This window comes from Mycobacterium sp. BMJ-28 (assembly GCF_054404835.1).
Genome location: NZ_CM136783.1, coordinates 2,002,997 through 2,022,408 on the forward strand (window position 1 = coordinate 2,002,997; position 19,412 = coordinate 2,022,408).

Annotated in this window: 16 protein-coding genes; 12 read left to right on the forward strand and 4 right to left on the reverse strand. The window is 68.3% G+C overall.

What is annotated here, in order from left to right; genetic code table 11:
* Positions 1 to 184 precede the first annotated feature (184 nt).
* The 7 genes from rne to ACXPWS_RS09960 all read left to right on the forward strand — a co-directional run bounded on the left by rne (position 185) and on the right by ACXPWS_RS09960 (position 8,727).
* On the forward strand, positions 185 to 3,205 hold the full coding sequence (rne, locus tag ACXPWS_RS09930; protein ID WP_458712276.1) for a ribonuclease E: 3,021 nt from the start codon (positions 185 to 187) through the stop codon (positions 3,203 to 3,205).
* Between the two features lie 143 nt (positions 3,206 to 3,348).
* Positions 3,349 to 3,672, forward strand: a complete 324-nt coding sequence (rplU, locus tag ACXPWS_RS09935; RefSeq protein WP_458712277.1) for a 50S ribosomal protein L21 — start codon at positions 3,349 to 3,351, stop codon at positions 3,670 to 3,672.
* A gap of 14 nt (positions 3,673 to 3,686) precedes the next feature.
* On the forward strand, positions 3,687 to 3,953 hold the full coding sequence (rpmA, locus tag ACXPWS_RS09940) for a 50S ribosomal protein L27 (protein ID WP_090353378.1): 267 nt from the start codon (positions 3,687 to 3,689) through the stop codon (positions 3,951 to 3,953).
* A gap of 102 nt (positions 3,954 to 4,055) precedes the next feature.
* Positions 4,056 to 5,495 (forward strand): GTPase ObgE, encoded by a 1,440-nt coding sequence (gene obgE, locus ACXPWS_RS09945; RefSeq protein ID WP_458712278.1) that lies wholly within the window; start codon positions 4,056 to 4,058, stop codon positions 5,493 to 5,495.
* Positions 5,492 to 6,592, forward strand: coding sequence for a glutamate 5-kinase (gene proB / locus ACXPWS_RS09950; RefSeq protein WP_458712279.1), 1,101 nt, complete (start codon positions 5,492 to 5,494; stop codon positions 6,590 to 6,592). Before obgE ends, proB begins: the two co-directional genes overlap by 4 nt.
* A gap of 179 nt (positions 6,593 to 6,771) precedes the next feature.
* Positions 6,772 to 7,395 (forward strand): PIG-L deacetylase family protein, encoded by a 624-nt coding sequence (locus ACXPWS_RS09955; protein WP_458712280.1) that lies wholly within the window; start codon positions 6,772 to 6,774, stop codon positions 7,393 to 7,395.
* Between the two features lie 3 nt (positions 7,396 to 7,398).
* On the forward strand, positions 7,399 to 8,727 hold the full coding sequence (locus ACXPWS_RS09960; protein WP_458712281.1) for a protoporphyrinogen/coproporphyrinogen oxidase: 1,329 nt from the start codon (positions 7,399 to 7,401) through the stop codon (positions 8,725 to 8,727).
* Here the strand turns inward: ACXPWS_RS09960 and ACXPWS_RS09965 are convergent, their stop codons facing one another.
* The gene (locus ACXPWS_RS09965; protein WP_458712282.1) at positions 8,728 to 9,360 is read right to left on the reverse strand and encodes a TetR/AcrR family transcriptional regulator; all 633 of its coding nucleotides are present in this window, start codon (positions 9,358 to 9,360) and stop codon (positions 8,728 to 8,730) included. It abuts the gene before it with no gap.
* A gap of 67 nt (positions 9,361 to 9,427) precedes the next feature.
* Between ACXPWS_RS09965 and ACXPWS_RS09970 the strand changes: the two genes are divergently transcribed.
* Entirely contained in the window at positions 9,428 to 10,699 is a 1,272-nt protein-coding gene (locus ACXPWS_RS09970; RefSeq protein WP_458712283.1) for a cytochrome P450, read from the forward strand.
* Here ACXPWS_RS09970 and ACXPWS_RS09975 read toward each other — a convergent pair.
* The gene (locus ACXPWS_RS09975) at positions 10,696 to 11,529 is read right to left on the reverse strand and encodes a Sir2 family NAD-dependent protein deacetylase (protein WP_458712284.1); all 834 of its coding nucleotides are present in this window, start codon (positions 11,527 to 11,529) and stop codon (positions 10,696 to 10,698) included. The two genes, ACXPWS_RS09970 and ACXPWS_RS09975, sit on opposite strands and share 4 nt — an antisense overlap.
* A gap of 27 nt (positions 11,530 to 11,556) precedes the next feature.
* Between ACXPWS_RS09975 and ACXPWS_RS09980 the strand changes: the two genes are divergently transcribed.
* Positions 11,557 to 13,596: an NAD(+) synthase gene (locus ACXPWS_RS09980; RefSeq protein WP_458712285.1), complete on the forward strand. Its 2,040-nt coding sequence runs from the start codon at positions 11,557 to 11,559 to the stop codon at positions 13,594 to 13,596.
* 7 nt (positions 13,597 to 13,603) lie between these two features.
* On the opposite strand, the gene ACXPWS_RS09985 is transcribed toward ACXPWS_RS09980, so the two are convergent.
* The gene (locus ACXPWS_RS09985; protein ID WP_458712286.1) at positions 13,604 to 14,806 is read right to left on the reverse strand and encodes a DUF2306 domain-containing protein; all 1,203 of its coding nucleotides are present in this window, start codon (positions 14,804 to 14,806) and stop codon (positions 13,604 to 13,606) included.
* 61 nt (positions 14,807 to 14,867) lie between these two features.
* A complete protein-coding gene (locus tag ACXPWS_RS09990) occupies positions 14,868 to 15,680 on the reverse strand; it encodes an enoyl-CoA hydratase/isomerase family protein (RefSeq protein WP_458712287.1) in 813 nt (270 codons plus the stop codon).
* Between the two features lie 129 nt (positions 15,681 to 15,809).
* On the opposite strand from ACXPWS_RS09990, the gene ACXPWS_RS09995 reads away from it, so the two are divergent.
* From ACXPWS_RS09995 to ACXPWS_RS10005, 3 genes are read left to right on the forward strand one after another with little or no spacing between them, the layout of a single operon-like run.
* Positions 15,810 to 17,048 carry a glutamate-5-semialdehyde dehydrogenase gene (locus ACXPWS_RS09995; RefSeq protein ID WP_458712288.1) on the forward strand — a complete coding sequence of 413 codons (1,239 nt, stop codon included), beginning with the start codon at positions 15,810 to 15,812 and terminating at the stop codon, positions 17,046 to 17,048.
* A gap of 13 nt (positions 17,049 to 17,061) precedes the next feature.
* Positions 17,062 to 17,946 (forward strand): AAA family ATPase, encoded by an 885-nt coding sequence (locus ACXPWS_RS10000; protein ID WP_458712289.1) that lies wholly within the window; start codon positions 17,062 to 17,064, stop codon positions 17,944 to 17,946.
* 13 nt (positions 17,947 to 17,959) lie between these two features.
* Complete coding sequence (locus tag ACXPWS_RS10005) at positions 17,960 to 19,408, forward strand: vWA domain-containing protein (protein ID WP_458712290.1); 1,449 nt, start codon at positions 17,960 to 17,962, stop codon at positions 19,406 to 19,408.
* Positions 19,409 to 19,412 lie beyond the last annotated feature (4 nt).

Below are 19,412 nucleotides of genomic sequence, written 5' to 3' on the forward strand. Positions count from 1 at the left end.
GACCATCGCCAGTATGCGGTGAGGCGCCGACCGTCCAGCCATCATTCAGCCAGGCACCGAGTGGGTTCATCCGAACTGCTCGGGGCGAGACCATGACAAGTCCGGGGTAAGTGTCCCGGATCCATAGCGGAAGCCCTCGCGTGGCCGCGTCGATCTGACGCGCCCGGGGGCTTGAGGAGAATACGTGGCCGAAGATGCCCATACCCAAGATCTTTCCCAACAAGCGCAGCTCGAGGAACTGCCGGCGAAGCTGAGAGTTCACTCGCTGGCGCGCGTGCTGGGGACCACCAGCAAGCGCATCGTCGATGTGCTCGCCGAGCTCGACGGCCGGGCCCGCAGCCCGCACTCCACGGTCGACAAGGCCGAGGCCGAGCGGGTCCGTGAGCTGCTCAATGCGGCCGAGGCGGCCGGATCCGAGCCGCCACATGCCACCGGGTCGGTCGAGCCGGCGGAGGTGGCCGAAGCCGTTGCGATCGTCACTCCCGACGCCCCGGCGTCTGCCGAACCCGACGAGCCGGCACCGCCCACCGGATCGGTCGAGCCCGCGGAGGTGGCCGAAGCCGTCGAGGTGGTGACCGCCGAGCCGGAATCCCGGTTGCTGCTGGAAACCCCGCACGCTTTCGAGCTGGAGGTGGCCGGCGAGCTCAGCCCGCGCTCCGAGATCGAACCCGCCCCGTATCTGCCGTTGTTCGTGGCACCGCAGCCGGTGAAATTCCCGCCGCGGCCGGTGCCCGCCGATGACAGCGACGACGACACCGATGACGGTGACGACGACACCGATGACGACGTCGACGCCGAGGACGGCCAGTCCGACCGCCCGGCCGCGCGCCGGCGCAGGCGGGGACGCCGGGGCCGGGGCCGTGGCCGCGGAGAACAGAGTGCCGACGACGAGGCCGGTGAGGGTGCCGACGGCGATACCGAGGCCACCGAGCAGGCCGACGGTGAGGATGCCGACGAAGGCGATGACGCCGACGACGACAACGGCGACGAGGGCGGTGGCGCCGAGGCCGGCAACCGGCGCCGGCGCCGGCGGCGCAGGCGCAAGTCCGGTGGTGGCGATTCCAACGGCGACTCCGATGAGGCCACGTCGGCGGATGACCCGCCGAACACCGTCGTGCACGAGCGTGCCCCGCGGGAGAAGAGCGCGAAGGCCGAGAACGAGATCCAGGGCATTTCCGGATCCACCCGGCTGGAGGCCAAGCGGCAGCGCCGCCGGGACGGTCGCGATGCCGGCCGGCGACGCCCGCCCATCTTGAGCGAGGCCGAGTTCCTGGCCCGCCGCGAGGCTGTCGAGCGCACGATGATCGTGCGGGACAAGATCCGCACCGAGCCGCCGCACCAGGGTTCGCGCTACACCCAGATCGCCGTCCTCGAAGACGGCGTGGTGGTCGAACACTTCGTCACGTCCGCTGCGTCGGCGAGCCTGGTCGGCAATATCTATCTGGGCATCGTGCAGAACGTGCTGCCCTCGATGGAGGCCGCCTTCGTCGACATCGGCCGCGGCCGCAACGGCGTGCTCTATGCCGGTGAGGTCAACTGGGAGGCCGCCGGACTCGGCGGGAACAACCGCAAGATCGAACAGGCGCTGCGGCCCGGCGACTACGTCGTCGTGCAGGTCAGCAAGGATCCTGTCGGGCACAAGGGTGCCCGGCTCACCACGCAGATCTCGCTGGCCGGCCGTTACCTGGTGTATGTGCCGGGCGCCTCGTCGACCGGGATCAGCCGCAAGCTGCCCGACACCGAGCGCCAGCGGCTCAAGGAAATCCTCAAAGAGGTGGTGCCCGCCGGTGCCGGCGTGATCATCCGGACCGCGTCGGAGGGCGTCAAGGAAGAGGACATCCGCACCGACGTCAACCGGTTGCAGGAACGCTGGGCCGAGATCGAGGCGGCGGCCACCGAGACGACCGGGAAGAAGGCCGGTGCCGCGGTTGCGCTCTACGAAGAGCCCGATGTGCTGGTCAAGGTCATCCGGGACCTGTTCAACGAGGACTTCTCCGGTCTCATCGTGTCCGGCGACGAGGCCTGGAACACCATCAGTGACTACGTGAATGCCGTTGCACCGGAACTGGTTCCGCGGATGACCAAGTACGAGCCGAGCGCACCCGACGGCCCGGACGTGTTCGCGGTGCACCGTATCGACGAGCAGCTGGCCAAGGCGATGGACCGCAAGGTGTGGCTGCCCTCGGGCGGCACCCTGGTCATCGACCGCACCGAGGCGATGACCGTGGTCGACGTCAACACCGGCAAGTTCACCGGCTCGGGCGGCAACCTCGAGCAGACGGTGACCAAGAACAACCTGGAAGCCGCCGAGGAGACGGTCCGCCAGCTGAGGCTGCGCGATATCGGCGGGATCATCGTCATCGACTTCATCGACATGGTGCTGGAGTCCAACCGCGACCTGGTGCTGCGCCGGCTGACCGAGGCGCTGGCCCGCGATCGCACCCGCCACCAGGTGTCGGAGGTGACCTCGCTCGGGTTGGTGCAGCTGACCCGCAAGAAGCTCGGCACCGGCCTGGTCGAGGCGTTCTCCACGACCTGCTCGCACTGCGCGGGCCGCGGCATCATGCTGCACTCCGACCCGGTGGACACCGCGCAGGCTGTGGCCCGCAAGGCGGAGTCCGGCGGCGGTGGCGTGGTCGGTGGCGGCGGAGGCGGTGGACGGCGCGGCAAGCGCGGCAAGAAGGGCGCCAAGCCCGAGGTCGAGGAAGTGCAGGTCGCGAAGGTGCCTCCCCACGCCGTGGGCGAGCACCCGATGTTCAAGGCGATGGCCGCAGCCAACGGCAAGCATGAGGACGAAGACGGCGAGCTCGTCGACGACGAAACGCTCACCGAGGCCGACGACGAGCTGGCCGCGGTCGGTGGCACCGAGGACGAAATCGAAGACGACGATGTCGAGGTCATCGATGAGGACTCCGACGACGACTCCGAGGATGACGAGTTCGACGACGAAGACTCCGACGACGACCCGGACGACGAGTTCGACGACTCCGACGAGGACGACGACTCCGAGGACGAGGACGACTCCGAGGATGAGGACTTCGACTCGGACGACGAGGACCTGGACTCGGATTCGGGCGACGATACCGACGCTGACCAGGCCATCGTCGACGATGAACCGGCGGCCGAGGCGGACGCCCCGGGCGGGCGGCGTCCCCGGCGCCGCGCCGCGGCCCGGCCGGCGGGGCCTCCGAAGGACGCGGTTTGACCCTGTCCACGCTGCTCACGTACCCTTGACCAGTTGTCGCGAGGCTTGCAGCCGCGAAAGCTGGCTCAGTTCGCAAACAAGACCTGCACGTGCATCCTCACCGATTGTGCGCGCCCAGAGAACGAAGTAGAGGAAGACTAACGATGGCAGCCGATAACGCCACGTACGCAATCGTCAAGACGGGCGGCAAGCAGTACAAGGTCGCCGTCGGTGACGTGGTCAAGGTCGAGAAGATCGAGTCCGAGCCCGGTACCTCGGTCTCGCTGCCCGTCACTCTCGTCGTCAGCGGCGCGACGGTCACCACCTCGGCCGACGAGTTGGCCAAGGTCGCCGTCACCGGTGAGGTGCTCGAGCACACCAAGGGCCCCAAGATCCGCATCCACAAGTTCAAGAACAAGACGGGCTACCACAAGCGGCAGGGTCACCGCCAGCCGCTGACCGTGCTCAAGGTCACCGGAATCAAGTAAGGGGCTCAGCAGAAATGGCACATAAGAAGGGCGCATCCAGCTCACGCAACGGTCGCGACTCCGCCGCCCAGCGGCTCGGCGTCAAGCGATTCGGCGGCCAGCTCGTGAAGGCCGGCGAGATCCTCGTCCGTCAGCGCGGTACCCACTTCCACCCCGGCGTCAACGTCGGCCGTGGCGGCGACGACACCCTGTTCGCCACCGCTCCGGGCGTTGTCGAATTCGGTGCCAAGCGTGGCCGCCGGACGGTCAACATCGTGCGACCGTCGGTCCAGGAGGCCTAGTTTTTCGAGGACTTTCCGCGAAGGTGAAGCTGCTGCGAGTTCTCCCGTCAGAACTCTTGGCAGCTTCACCTTTTTTTGATCGACCCCGTGGAAGGACCTGTTATGCCCCGGTTCGTTGATCGCGTCGTGATCCATGCCCAGGCCGGTGACGGCGGGCACGGCTGCGCCTCGGTGCACCGGGAGAAGTTCAAACCCCTCGGCGGCCCGGACGGCGGCAACGGCGGTCGAGGCGGCAGCATCGTGCTGGTCGTCGATCCGCAGGTGCACACGCTGCTCGACTTCCATTTTCATCCGCACGTCGGCGCGCCGTCCGGAAAGCAAGGCGCGGGCAGTAACCGCGACGGCGCGGCCGGCACCGATCTGGAGGTCCGGGTGCCCGACGGCACCGTCGTCCTCGATGAGCAGGGCCGGTTGCTGGCCGATCTGGTCGGCGCGGGCACCCGCTTCGAGGCGGCCGCAGGCGGCCGCGGCGGACTCGGCAACGCCGCGTTGGCGTCCCGGGCCCGCAAGGCGCCCGGCTTCGCGCTGCTGGGTGAGAAGGGGCAGACGCGGGATCTGACGCTGGAGCTCAAGACGGTGGCCGATGTCGGTCTCGTCGGATTCCCGTCGGCCGGTAAATCCTCGCTGGTGTCCACCATTTCGGCGGCCAAGCCGAAGATCGCCGACTACCCGTTCACGACGCTGGTGCCCAACCTGGGTGTGGTGTCGGCGGGCGATCACTCCTACACCGTCGCCGACGTGCCCGGCCTGATCCCCGGTGCGTCACAAGGCCGCGGTCTCGGCCTGGATTTCCTGCGCCACATCGAGCGCTGCGCGGTGCTGGTGCACGTGGTTGACTGCGCCACCCTGGAACCCGGCCGCGACCCGATCTCCGATATCGACGCGCTGGAGGCCGAACTGGCGGCCTATCAGCCGACGCTGCAAGGAGATACCACGCTCGGCGATCTGGCCGACCGCCCCCGCGCCGTGGTGCTGAACAAGATCGACGTTCCCGATGCCAGGGAGCTGGCCGAGTTCGTCCGCGACGAGATCGCCGAGAAATACGGCTGGCCGGTCTACGAGATCTCCACCGTCAGCCGGGACGGCCTGCGGGCGTTGACCTTTGCGCTGTGGGATCTGGTGGCGGCGTACCGTGCGGCGCAACCGGAGGTGGCACCGCGGCGCCCCGTGCTGCGACCGGTCGCGGTCGACGAGACCGGTTTCACGGTCTCCCCGGACGGCCAGGGTGGCTTCATCGTGCGCGGCACCCGGCCGGAGCGCTGGATCGCGCAGACCGCCTTCGACAACGACGAGGCCGTCGGCTATCTGGGCGACCGGCTGGCCCGGCTCGGCGTCGAGGACGAACTGATCAAGCAGGGCGCGACGCCTGGCTGCGCGGTGACCATCGGTGACGTGACTTTCGACTGGGAGCCCCAGACCCCGGCCGGCATCGACACCCACCTGTCCGGCCGCGGTACCGACATCCGGCTCGAACAGACCGAGCGGGTGGGCGCCGACGAGCGCAAGGCGGCGCGGAAGGCACGCCGGGAGAACGGTAAATGAGTCTGCACCGCGATGCGGTGCGCACTGCCCGCAGCGTCGTCGTCAAGATCGGCACCACCGCACTGACCACCCCCACCGGGGTATTCGATGCCACCAGGCTGGCCGGCCTGGTGGACGCCATCGAGGGCCGGATGCAGGCCGGTTCGGATGTGGTGATCGTGTCTTCGGGTGCGATCGCTGCCGGCATCGAGCCGCTCGGTCTGACCAAGCGTCCCAACGACCTGGCCACCAAGCAGGCCGCGGCCAGCGTCGGCCAGGTCGCCCTGGTGAACGCGTGGAGCTCGGCGTTCGGCCGCTACCGGCGCACGGTCGGCCAGGTGCTGCTCACCGCGCACGACATCTCGATGCGCGTGCAGCACACCAATGCCCAGCGCACGCTGGACCGGCTGCGTGCCCTGCACGCGGTGGCCATCGTCAACGAGAACGACACCGTGGCCACCAACGAGATCAGGTTCGGGGACAACGACCGGCTCTCCGCCCTGGTGGCGCATCTGGTCGGCGCGGACGCGCTGATCCTGCTCTCCGATGTCGACGGTCTCTACGACGCCGATCCGCGCAAAGGGGACGCGCGCTTCATCCCCGAGGTGGCGGCGCAAGGCGATCTGGACGGGGTGGTGGCCGGCGCCGGCAGCCGACTGGGCACCGGTGGGATGGCATCGAAGCTGTCTTCGGCTCTGCTGGCCGCCGACGCCGGGGTGCCGGTACTGCTGGCTGCGGCCGCCGACGCGGCGGCCGCGCTGGACGGCGCCTCCGTCGGCACCGTGTTCGCGCCCCGCGCGGAGCGGATGTCGGCGCGCCGATTCTGGGTGCGCTATGCCGCCGAGCCGGCCGGTGCCCTCACCCTGGACCGTGGTGCGGTACAAGCGGTGGTCGGGCAGCGCCGTTCGCTGCTGCCCGCCGGAATCACCGCTGTCACCGGCAAATTCCACGGCGGCGACGTGGTGGATCTGCGGGACGTCGACGGGCAGGCGGTGGCCCGCGGGGTGGTGGCCTACGATGCGGCCGAGTTGATCTCCATGATCGGCAGATCCACGCCGGATCTGCCCACCGAACTGCGCCGGCCCGCCGTGCACGCCGATGACCTGGTGGCTACCTGACGGTCGCCGACGTGTGACTTTCGCAAAATACTCCGACTGGCGTTCGCACCGGTCTGCGCAGCTGGCGGCCAGTCTGTGACCACCCGATCCATCGCGTCGGCGAGCTAATGTGCACACAACCCAGAGATTGCGGTTATGCTGCCTTTACCTACCAGACAGCAAAGTGAAAGCCAGGGGGTATGACGCGCCGTTCGGTACTTGCAGTTGGGGCCCATCCCGATGACATCGAGCTCGGGTGTGGTGGCGCGCTGGCAAAGCACGTGGCAGCTGGGGACCAGGTCACCATGCTGGTTGTGACCCGGGGTGAGGTCGGCCCCGGTGATACGGCTGAACGGGTGGTCGAGCAGCATCGGGCCGCCGAGGTACTGGGTGTCGACGAGTTGTTGTGGGGCGAGGGGTTCGCCGACTGCCGGGTGTCGCTGCAGGAGTTCGAACTGGTCCACCTCATCGAGGACGCCATCGAAAAGGTCTCGGCGACAATCGTCTACACGCATATGGCCAACGACAGCCATCAGGATCACCGGGTGGTTTCCCGGTGCACCATGGGCGCGGCCCGGTGGGTGTCGACCATCATGGCTTACGGCGGGCCGTCGGCGGTGGGCTTCAATCCCACTGTGTTCATCGACATCTCGGACTCGCTGGACAAGAAGGTCCAGGCCCTGATGTGCCACGTGTCGCAGGCCGAGGCCAGCGAAAAGGTGAGCGCGTCGTGGGTGCGCAGCACCGCCGAGCACTACGGATTCTTGTGCCGGCGCCCGTTCGCCGAGGGCTTCGAGCCGGTCCGCCAGGTTCTAGACTTCTGAGGCGTGGCGGGGCGAGCGCAGCGACGGGGTGCGCAACCGACATTCCTGGTGGTAGGCGCAGGCACTACCGGTATCGGCGCGGCCACCAGGCTCACTGAGCTCGGCATAGACCACCTGGTGGTCGACGCGGGGGACCGCATCGGTGGGATGTCCGCCTCCGTCACCGACGCCGCGGGTTTCACCTGGGATCTCGGCGGGCACGTGTTGCACAGTCATTTCCCGGAGTTCGACCGCGCCGTGGCGGCCAGCGGCGTCGGCATCAACCAGGTGACCCGTAACGGCTGGGTGTGGCTCACCGGCGACGGCCCGCACAGCCTGGTGCCGACCCCGATCCAGCAGCAGCTCACCGAGTTGCCCACCGACCTTCGGCCCGACGCGCCCGTGCACAACCTGGCCGACTACTACCTCAATCACTTCGGCCGCGGCCTCTACGACCAGTTCTTCGAGCCGTACAACCGCAAGATGTGGACTGCGCCGCTGCACGATATCGACCACGCGTGGACATCGCTGCGCAGCGGCAGCCACACCCGCAACGTGCCGGTGCTGGGTCTGGCGGGCAGCGCCGCACCGGCGCCCGCCGAGACGTTCCCGTATCCGGTGGGCGGCACCGGTGCGCTGTGGCGGGCCGTGCAGGACACGCTGATGACTCCCGGTTGCACCCGGCTGAACACCAGGGTGGTCGGTCTGGACGCGGTCGAGCGGGTGGCCGCCCTCGATGACGGATCCCGGGTGCCCTACGACTATTGCGTCAGCACCGCGCCGATCACCACCGCGCTGGGCTGGATCGGGCAGGAACACCTGGCGGGCAGTCTGCGGGCCAGTCGGGTGCACGCCATCGGCCTGGGGTATCGCGGGGAGCCGCCGCCTGCTCTGGCCGACAAGACCTGGCTGTACTGCCCGGACGAGACGGTGCCGTGGTATCGGGCGACCATGCTGAGCAATTACGACCCCGGCAATGCCGGGCCCGGACGGTGGAACATCCTGTGTGAGGTGCCGTCGTTTCCGGATCGGCCCGGAACGGCGGAGGACGCGGTCGGGGCCGTCCAGGCATCGCTGGCGGCGCTGGGCGCCGACCCGGAGCTGGTGGTGAGCCGGTTCGCGCACACCATCGCGTTCGGTTACCCGGTGCCGACGCTGTGGCGCGACGACGTGCTGCGTGCCGCCGACAAGACGCTCACCGGTTTCGGCATCTACAGCCGGGGCCGATTCGGTGGCTGGCGGTACGAATCCTCGAACCAGGACTACGGCTATCTGCAGGGCCGCCAAGCCGTCGACAACGCCCTGACCGGCACGCCCGAGGATGTGTACTGGCACCCCGAGCGGTACTCCTGACTACTCCACCCGTTCCAGATAGAGTGCGCCCCAGACGATTTCGGTGAGCGAGTCGGCCAGCTCGGCGTCATAGGAGGCCGGCTGCGACGGCAGGTTCTGATGGCAGGTCCGTTCCACCATCCAGGTCAACGAGCTTGCGGTGGCGGCCACCGGGAGCGTGCCGCGGATGGACCCGTCGGCCTGACCGTCGGTGATGACACGGGACACCTGATCGCAGATCCCGTCCAGCAGTTCACGGTAGGTGTCGCGCACCGCCGGGTCGTAACCGGCCATTTCGTTGAGTGCGATCAGTACCGGTTGGTGGCGACGGTAGCTGGCGATGATGCCCGACATCGCCGCGCGCACATCGGCCGGATCGCGGCGCGCCGACACCTGCCACCACCGGCCGGCCGCCTCGGCGAGGTCGCCGAACACCTGAATGGCGAGCCGGCGCAACAGATGGCCTTTGTCCTCGAAGTAGATGTAAAAGCTGGCCCGGGAGATGCCGGCCTCGGTGGCCAGCCGGTCCACGCTGAGTTCGGTGAAGCTGGTGCCGTCGGCCATCAACCGATCGGTGGCGTCCAGCAGGTCGCGTTCGATCTGCTGGCGGCGTTCCTGGCGTTTGGCCTGCGGTTTCCGCGTCACCGAGGGCATGCCCGTCAGGGTATCCGGTTTACCCGCGCCTTGACTAGACACAGTGTCTAGATTTATTGTCAGCCGCATGACTGTGTCACCGATCACATCGCAGGTCACCGACCGCCCCTTCGATCCGATCGACCTGTCCTCGCGCGCGTTCTGGGCAGGCACCGCAGCCGAGCGCGAGGCCTCCTTTGCTCAGCTGCGCGCGCAGCGGCCGGTCAGCTGGCACAAACCCGTCGAGGACGCCTTGATGGAAGATCCGAACGACAAAGGTTTCTGGGCAGTCACCCGGCACGCCGACATCGTCACCATCAGCCGGGACAGCGACACGTTCCTGTCCGGTAAGGGCGTGCTGTTCGAGACGGTGCCCGAGGAACTTCTGGAAGCCTCGCAGTCATTCCTGGCCATGGACGACCCGCGGCACACGTTGATCCGCAAGCTCGTGCATTCCGCCTTCACGCCGCGGCAGGTGGCGCGCATCGAGTCCTCGATCAAGAACAACGCCAAGGCGATCGTGGCGGAATTGGCCGACGCGGGCAGCGGCGTCGACTTCGTGCAGCACTGCGCCAAACAGCTTCCGGTGCGCACGATCTCGGACATGGTCGGCATCCCGGAGTCCGAGCGTGACAAGGTGGCTCACGCCGCCGACGCCCTGGTGTCCTGGGGCGACCCGGTCTACCTGGCCGGCCGGCACCCGCTGGAGGTGCTCATGGAAGCCCAGATGTACCTGCACCAGGTGGCCGGCCAGCTGGCCGCCGAACGCCGGGAGAACCCCGGCACCGACCTCATCAGCGCCCTGGTGCATGCCGAGGTCGACGGGGACCGGCTCACCGACTTCGAGGTGTCCGCGTTCTTCGTGTTGCTCGCGGTGGCGGGCAACGACACCACCCGCCAGACGGCCAGCCACGCGATCAAGGCGCTCACCGATTTCCCGGAGCAGCGGGCCTGGCTACTCGCCGATTTCGACGACCGGATCGGCACGGCCGTCGAGGAGTTCGTCCGCTGGGCCACGCCGGTGATGACGTTCCGGCGTACCGCCGCCGTCGATGTCGAACTCGGCGGTCGGCAGATCGCGGCGGGGGAGAAAGTGGTGATGTTCTACTCGTCGGGCAACTGGGACGCCGAGGCGTTCGACCGGCCCGAGCGTTTCGACCTCAGCCGCAAGCCCAATCAGCATCTCGGCTTCGGCGGCGGCGGCAGGCACTTCTGTCTCGGCGCGCACGTCGCACGCACCCAGTTGCGGGCGCTGTTCTCGGAACTGCTGACCCAGCTACCTAATATCGCGGCGGCGGAGCCAGCCTATCTGGCAGGTAACTTCGTGCACGCCGTGCGCGCCATGCCCTGCACGTTCTAGCCGGTCGGCGCCGGCGCCAGTTCGCCGGCCAGCAGGGCCAGCAGTTCCGAACACCCACCGTCGACCTTGACCGTTGCCTGCAGGTCGCCGCGCGTCGGTCCTCGGTTGACGATGGCGATCGGCATCCCCGCCGCCGCGGCGCGCCGTACGAACCGGTACCCGGAGAATACGGTCAGCGACGATCCGGCCACCAACAGCGCGTCGGCCCCATCGACCAACGAATATGCTTGTGCGACACGTTCTTTCGGTACACTTTCGCCGAAGTAGACGATATCGGGCTTGAGCGTGCCCGCGCACCGCGGGCAATCCAGATAACGAAAGCTCGACGTGTCGGTGACGACGGCGTCGGCGTCCGGTGCCACCGCGATACCGCCGACCCGCTCGGCACGTTCGATGAAGCCGGGGTTGAGCGACTCCAGTTCGCCGGCGAGCGCGGCGCGGCTGATGGTGTATCCGCATGCCAGGCACACCACCTGGGCGTACGTGCCGTGCAGATTCACCACCTGGCGGCTGCCGGCCTTGGTGTGCAGCAGATCGACATTCTGGGTGATCAGACCGCTCACCACGCCCGCATCCTCCAGCGCGGCCAGCGCCCGATGCCCGGCATTGGGCCTGGTGTCGTCCATATGCCGCCAGCCGACATGGTTGCGCGCCCAGTACCGCTGACGGAAGACGGGGTCGGAGGTGAACTGGGCGATGGTCATCGGATTGCTCGGCGGCGAGTCCGGACCGCGGTAGTCCGGGATCCCCGAATCGGTCGACATTCCGGCACCGGTGAGCACCGCCAACCGCAGGCCGGTTAACGCAGACACGAGTTCGGGGGCTTCCACCTCATCCAGGATAGGGATAATGGCCGGGTGGACTTCTATTCCGCTTACCGGCACGGGTACGTGCGGGTCGCCGCGTGCACGCACCACACCACGCTGGCCGATCCCGCCGCCAACGCGGAATCGGTGCTGCGCCTGGCTCGCGAATGTCACGAGGACAGCATCGGACTGGCGGTGTTCCCCGAGCTGACCCTGTCCGGGTACTCGCTCGAGGACATCGTGCTGCAGGACACCCTGCTGGGCGCCGTGGAAGACGCGGTATCCACGCTGGTGGCCGGCTCGGCCGAGCTCCTGCCGGTCCTGGTCGTCGGAGCGCCGCTGCGGCACGGCAACCGGGTGTACAACACCGCGCTGGTGATCCACCGCGGCGTCATCCTCGGTGTGGTGCCCAAGTCCTATCTGCCCACCTACCGGGAGTTCTACGAGCGCCGCCAGATCGCTGCCGGCGACGATGCCGGCGGCACCATCCGGATCAACGGCGCAGACGTGCCGTTCGGGCCGGATCTGCTGTTCGCCGCCACCGACCTGCCCGACTTCGTGCTGCATGTGGAGATCTGCGAAGACATGTGGGTACCGATCCCGCCGAGCGCGCAGGCCGCGCTGGCAGGGGCGACGGTGCTGGCGAACCTGTCGGGCAGCCCGATCACCATCGGTCGCGCCGACGACCGCAAGCTGCTGGCCCGTTCGGCGTCCTCACGCTGTCTGGCCGCCTACGTGTACGCCGCCGCAGGGGAGGGGGAGTCGACCACCGACCTTGCCTGGGACGGGCAGACCATGATTTACGAGAACGGGGTGCTGCTGGCCGAATCGGACCGCTTCCCCAAGGGCGAGCGGCGCAGTGTGGCCGACGTGGACACCGCACTGCTGCGCGCCGAACGGCTGCGGATGGGCACCTTCGACGACAATGCCCGCCATCACCGCGCGGCCGGGCAGGTGCGCCGGATCGAATACACCCTTGACCCGCCCGGCGGCGATATCGGTCTGCGCCGCGAGGTGGAGCGGTTCCCGTTCGTGCCGTCGGATCCGCAACGGCTGCAACAGGATTGCTACGAGGCCTACAACATTCAAGTGTCCGGGCTGGAGCAGCGGCTGCGCGCGCTGAACTACCCGAAGGCGGTCATCGGGGTCTCCGGTGGGCTGGATTCCACCCATGCGCTGATCGTCGCCGCCAAGGCGATGGACCGCGAAGGCCGCCCGCGCAGCGACATCCTGGCGTTCACGTTGCCCGGTTACGCCACCGGTGATCGCACCAAGGGCAACGCGGTCGCGTTGTCGAAGGCGCTGGGGGTGACGTTCGAGGAGATCGACATTCGCGGTGCCGCCGACGTGATGCTCGCCGAGATGAGTCACCCGTTCGCCCGCGGCGAGAAGGTGTACGACGTCACCTTCGAGAACGTGCAGGCCGGGTTGCGCACCGACTATCTGTTCCGGCTGGCCAATCAGCGCGGCGGCATCGTGCTGGGCACCGGTGACCTGTCCGAACTCGGGCTGGGCTGGTCCACCTACGGTGTCGGCGACCAGATGTCGCACTACAACGTCAACGGCGGTGTCCCGAAAACCCTGATCCAGCACCTGATCCGGTGGGTGATCAGCTCCGGCCAGTTCGGTGCCGACGTCAACGACATCCTGCAGTCGGTACTGGACACCGAGATCACGCCCGAACTGGTGCCCACCGGTGAGGACGAGGAAATCCAGAGCAGCGAGGCGAAGGTCGGACCTTATGTCCTGCAAGACTTCTCGTTGTTCCAGGCGTTACGCTACGGGTTCGGGCCCGCCAAGATCGCCTTCCTGGCCTGGCACGCCTGGAGCGACGCCGGCCGCGGGGACTGGCCCGCCGGGATCGCCGAGGACAAGCGGGCGGAGTACTCGCTGCCCCAGATCCGGCACTGGCTGACGGTGTTCGCGCAGCGGTTCTACTCGTTCAGCCAGTTCAAGCGGTCCGCCCTGCCCAACGGGCCCAAGGTGTCAGCCGGGGGCGCACTGTCCCCGCGTGGGGACTGGCGGGCCCCCTCGGACATGTCGGCAAAGATCTGGCTCGACGAGATCGAACGCGAGGTGCCGGCGGACTGACGCCGGCCTATTGCTGCCCGGCGGGAGCCGGGTCCTGATCGGTCAGCTCCGTGCGGGCGTTGCCCATCGCGCCCGGCGTCTGCGGTTCGCCCCGACCCCGACGCCGCGCCGCGGCACGCACGACCACGGCGAAGCCGATGGTGATCGGGATGGCTGCGCCGTCCATTCCGCCGGCGATGATCGCATCCGCGATGGTGAAGTCGGGTGGCACGATCAGCGAATACAGGCTGGCCGACAACGGGGCGGCGGCGAAACCCCAGAGCAGCCATCGCCATTGCCGCTCCCGGGCGATGTTGCTCCGCGCCCGGGCCCGGGCGACACCGGCCATCGCGATCGCGATGCTGATCCACACCGGCACCAGGTGGAACGCGACCAGGGAGTGCGGGATCGGTTCGGGCAACCGTGAAGTCAGACCCGTGTAGGTGAGCGAACCGAACACCGCCAGCGCCGCCGCCGCGACGTACCTCCAAGGCTCCACCGGGGTGACCGCATCATCAGACTCGGGTCGCTGGCCGGCCATGAAGGCGATCGCCGCGCCGCCGGGTGCGACCACACCGAGAATCAGTGAGCCCACACCGATGTTGGTCAGCAGGTCGTGTTGCGGGACCACCGGCTGAATTCCGATCCAGATGAACCGCAACAACGGCGCCGTCAGCATGAAGGCGATGCTGTAGGTCATCCAGGCCCGGTGGGTGACCATGTCGCGCTTGCGGATTGCGTAGAGCGCATACCAGGCGCTGGCGAGCGTGCCCACCGCCAGGCCGCGCAACTGAGTCTCGAACGCGGGGCCGATGAAGTGCCGGGCCGGCGGGGTGACGTAGAGGAAGATCAGGGCGGTCAGCATGCTGACCGTCATCAGCACGAGGTAGCCACGGCCGGTCCACCGATGCGCCGCAGGCCAACGTTCCCGGATCCGCGTCGAGAACTGGAACATGGCCAGCGTCAACGCCAATGCGCCCAACGTGGTGTGCACCAACAGCACCACCCGGTGCTCGCCGTAGGCGGTGCGCCGGACCGCGTCGACCGATCCGTCGCCCAACGCGTACCCGCGCCCGTTGATTGCGGTGTTCACGCCGTCCTGCCAGCGCGGCGCGCCGGCGCTGAACAGCGGCCATGTGTAGGTCAGCGCGAACGGCAGATAGAGCGCGGCCACCACTGCCGTGAAGATGAAGAGGCCGCGCGAGAGGGCCACCCGTTTGTGGTTGTCCATTTGGACGTCAGAGTCTAGGTGGCGGAATCCCCGCCGCACCGGATTTTGCTGTGTCTTCAGGCTAGAGCCGTCCGTCGGTCCGCAGGTCCGGATGCACCCAGTCCGGGGACCGGCGTTCCTTGAACGCGATGAAGCCCTGGCGCGCCTCGGCGCCGCTGTAGCTGGCCTTCATCCCGATCCGGTCGAACAGGCCCATGTAACCGTCCAGGCTGGACTTGATCACCGAGCGGGCCGCGGGGGCGGTCCGGCACACCTGTGCCAGCACCTCCCGCGACTCGTCGAGCAGGGTGTCGTGGGGCACCACCCGGGACACCATGCCCCAGTCCAGAGCCTCCTGCGCGGTGAGCACCCGGCCGGTGAACATCAGGTCCCGGGTGCGGACCGGTCCGATCAGGCGGGCCAGCATCTGGCTGTAGTAGGTGTCGGCGATACCGCGGAACAGTTCGGGCACCCGGAAGGTGGCGCGGTCGCTGACCACCGCCATATCGCTGCACAGCGCGATCTGTAGGCCGCCGCCCTGGGCCAGGCCGTTGACCGCCGACACCACCGGCTTGACCGACTGGCGCAGGGTCTCGAACGGCGTCACATCCATCGACAGCGCCGCACCGAACTTCATCCAGTCATCACTGCCGTCGCCGCCGCCCAGGTCCCCGCCCGGCGCGAACACGTCACCGGTTCCCGTGATGAGCAGTCCGGCCAGATCCGGGTCGGTCTCCACGTGGCTGACGGCGTAGCGGATGCCGAAGTACATGGCCGGCGTCATCGCATTGCGCGCTTGCGGCCGGTCCAGGCGCACCACGCCGAACGGGCCCTGGCGCTCGAACTTGAGATATGGGGTGCCGAGCCAGTCGCCTTCGGGCGGTCGCGCTGTCATGGCTGCCGACTATAACGGCAACTGTTGACGGTTCAGTTGAGTGCGGCCCGGCTTGCGGGCACTGTCGTGGTGGCGCACCTACGCCGCCCCCACAAGGCCTGACCTGGGGATGCCCGATACCCTGGCCAAATGAGTGTGCAAGTACAGGATCTGCGCCGGCAGGTGCATGACGCCGCGACCGCCGCGCGTACCGCGTCCCGCACCCTGGCGGCGCTGAGCACCGAGACCAAGAACGGGGCCCTGCAGCTGGCCGCCGACACGGTGCTGGAGCACACCCACGACATCCTCGCCGCCAATGCCGAGGACATCGAAGCCGCCCGCGCCGCCGGCACCGCCGAGGCCATGCTGGACCGGCTGGCCCTCAACCCGCAGCGCATCGACGGCATCGCCGCCGGGTTGCGCCAGGTCGCCGGCCTGCCGGACCCGATCGGTGAGGTGCTGCGCGGTTCGACCCTGCCCAACGGCCTGCAACTACGCCAGCAGCGGGTGCCGCTCGGCGTGGTCGGCATCGTCTACGAGGGCCGGCCCAATGTCACCGTCGACGCGTTCGGCCTGACCCTGAAATCGGGGAACGCGGTCCTGCTGCGGGGCAGCTCGTCGGCCGCGCGCTCCAACACCGCGCTGGTGACGGCCCTGCGCGAGGCGCTGTACGAGGCGGGGCTGCCGATGGATGCGGTGCAACTGCTGCCCAGTGCGGACCGGGCCAGCGTGACGCACCTGATCCAGGCCCGCGGCCTGGTCGACGTCGTGATCCCGCGCGGCGGCGCCGGGCTGATCGACGCGGTGGTGCGCGACGCCACCGTGCCGACCATCGAGACCGGTGTCGGCAACTGTCACGTCTATGTCGATGGAGCCGCCGACCTGGACGCCGCCGAGCGGATCCTGTTGAACTCGAAGACCCGCCGGCCGAGCGTCTGTAATTCGGCCGAATCGCTGCTGGTGGATCGCGCGGTGGCCGACACCGCATTGCCCCGGCTGGTGACCGCGTTGCAGGACGCCGGGGTGACGGTGCATCTGGATCCCACCGAGGAGCAGCTGCGCGCCGAGTTCCTGTCGCTGGACATGGCGGTTGCCGTGGTGGACGGCGTCAACGGTGCGATCAGCCATATCAACGAGTACGGCACCGGACACACCGAGGCGATCGTGACCACCGATCTGGCTGCCGCCCAACGGTTCACCGAGGGGGTGGACGCCGCCGCGGTGATGGTGAACGCGTCGACCGCATTCACCGATGGTGAGCAGTTCGGGTTCGGCGCCGAGATCGGGATCTCCACCCAGAAACTGCATGCCCGCGGCCCGATGGGCCTACCCGAACTGACCTCGACCAAATGGATTGTGTGGGGCGACGGCCAGACCCGTCCCGCCTGACAGGAGAACCCCGATGAGCCTGCCCGCCCGCCCGGCCCCGCTGTTCGCCGATATCGATGATGTCGCCACGCGGCTCGCCGAGACCGGATACCTGCCCGACAAGGCCACCGCCACCGCGGTGTTCCTCGCCGACCGGCTCGGCAAGCCGCTGCTGGTGGAGGGCCCGGCCGGCGTCGGAAAGACCGAACTGGCCCGCGCCGTCGCCCAGACCACCGGCAGCGAGCTGGTGCGGCTGCAGTGCTACGAGGGTGTCGACGAGGCCCGCGCACTCTACGAGTGGAATCACGCCAAACAGATCTTGCGCATCCAGGCCGGCACGGCAGGCACGGGCGATTGGGATCAAACCAAGACCGACGTGTTCAGCGAGGAATTCCTGCTGAGCCGCCCGCTGCTGACCGCGATCCGGCGCACCGACCCCACCGTGCTGCTGATCGACGAAACCGACAAGGCCGATATCGAGATCGAGGGCCTGCTGCTGGAGGTGCTGTCCGATTTCGCGGTCACGGTACCCGAATTGGGCACCATCAAGGCCGAGCGGGCGCCGTTCGTGCTGCTGACCTCCAACGCCACCCGTGAGCTGTCCGAGGCACTCAAGCGGCGCTGCCTGTTCCTGCACATCGACTTCCCCGACGCCGACCTGGAGCGGCGCATCCTGCTGTCCCGGGTGCCCGAATTGCCCGAGCGGATCGCCGCCGAACTGGTACGCGTCATCGGGGTGCTGCGCGGTATGCAGCTCAAGAAGGTGCCCTCGGTCGCCGAAACCATCGACTGGGGCCGCACCGTGCTGGCGCTGGGGATGGACACCATCGACGACGAGATGATCGCCGCCACCCTGGGTGTGGTGCTCAAGCACCAGTCCGATCAACTCAAAGCGGCCGGAGAGCTGAAACTGAACTGAGAGGCTCGATTCCATGACTTCCCGACGCACCCGCCCACCACAGCCACTGGCGCCGCACGGCATCCCCGGGCACCTGGTGGAATTCGTGGAAGCGCTACGCAGCGCAGGTATTTCGGTGGGACCGTCGGAAACCGTGGACGCCGGCCGGGTGCTGGCCGAGTTGGGCCTGGGTGACCGGGGCGCATTGCGTGAAGGGCTGGCGTGCGCGGTGCTGCGGCGCGCCGACCACCGCGACACCTACGAGGCCATGTTCGACCTGTGGTGGCCGGCCGCGCTCGGCGACCGCACCGTGCTGGAGGACGAGGACGAGGCCGGCGATGGTGCGCCCAAGGGCCTGCCGCCGGAAGACATCGAGGCGATGCGCACGGCGCTGCTCGACATGCTCGGTCCGGACGGCGACCTGGAAAGCCTGGATGACCGCCTGGCGGCCATGATCGCCCGCATCGTCGAGGCCTACGGGCGGTACAACTCCAGTCGCGGGCCGTCGTATTCGTCTTATCAGGCGCTCAAGGCGATGGCACTGGACGAGCTGGAGGGCCGGCTGCTGGCCGGGCTGCTCGCCCCGTACGGCGAGGAGCCCACTCCGACCCAGGAGCAGATCGCCAAGGCCGTTGCCGCGCAACGTATCTCCCAGTTGCGCACGATGGTCGAGGCCGAGACCAAGCGGCGCACCGCCGAGCAATTGGGCCGCGAGCACGTGCAGATGTACGGGATTCCGCAACTGGCCGAGAATGTCGAATTCCTGCGTGCCTCAGGCGAACAACTGCGCCAGATGCGCAAGACCGTGCAGCCGCTGGCCCGCACCCTGGCCACCCGGCTGGCCGCGCGCCGGCGCCGGTCCCGCGCCGGCCAGATCGACCTGCGTAAGACGCTGCGCAAATCCATGTCCACCGGCGGTGTGCCCATCGAGGTGGTGCTCAAGAAGCCGCGCCCGGCCCGCCCCGAACTGGTGGTGCTCTGCGATGTGTCCGGTTCGGTGGCCGGCTTCAGCCATTTCACGCTGATGCTGGTGGCCGCGCTGCGCCAGCAGTTCTCCCGGGTGCGCGTCTTCGCCTTCATCGACACCACCGACGAGGTCACCGAGATGTTCGGACCCGAAGCCGATCTGGCGGTGGCGGTGCAACGCATCACCCGTGAGGCCGGCGTGTACACCCGCGACGGGCATTCCGACTACGGGCACGCGTTCGTGTCGTTCATGGACAACTTCCCCAACACCCTCTCGCCGCGGTCCTCGTTGCTGATCCTCGGGGACGGGCGCAACAACTACCGCAACCCGCAATCGGACCTTCTCGCCCACATGGTGAACGCCAGCAGGCATGCCCACTGGCTGAACCCCGAGCCCAAGCATCTGTGGGGCAGCGGCGACTCCGCGGTGCCGCGGTATCAGGACCTCATCCCGATGCACGAGTGCCGGTCTGCGAAACAACTGGCGTCGGTGATCGACGCACTGCTGCCGGTCTAGGTTC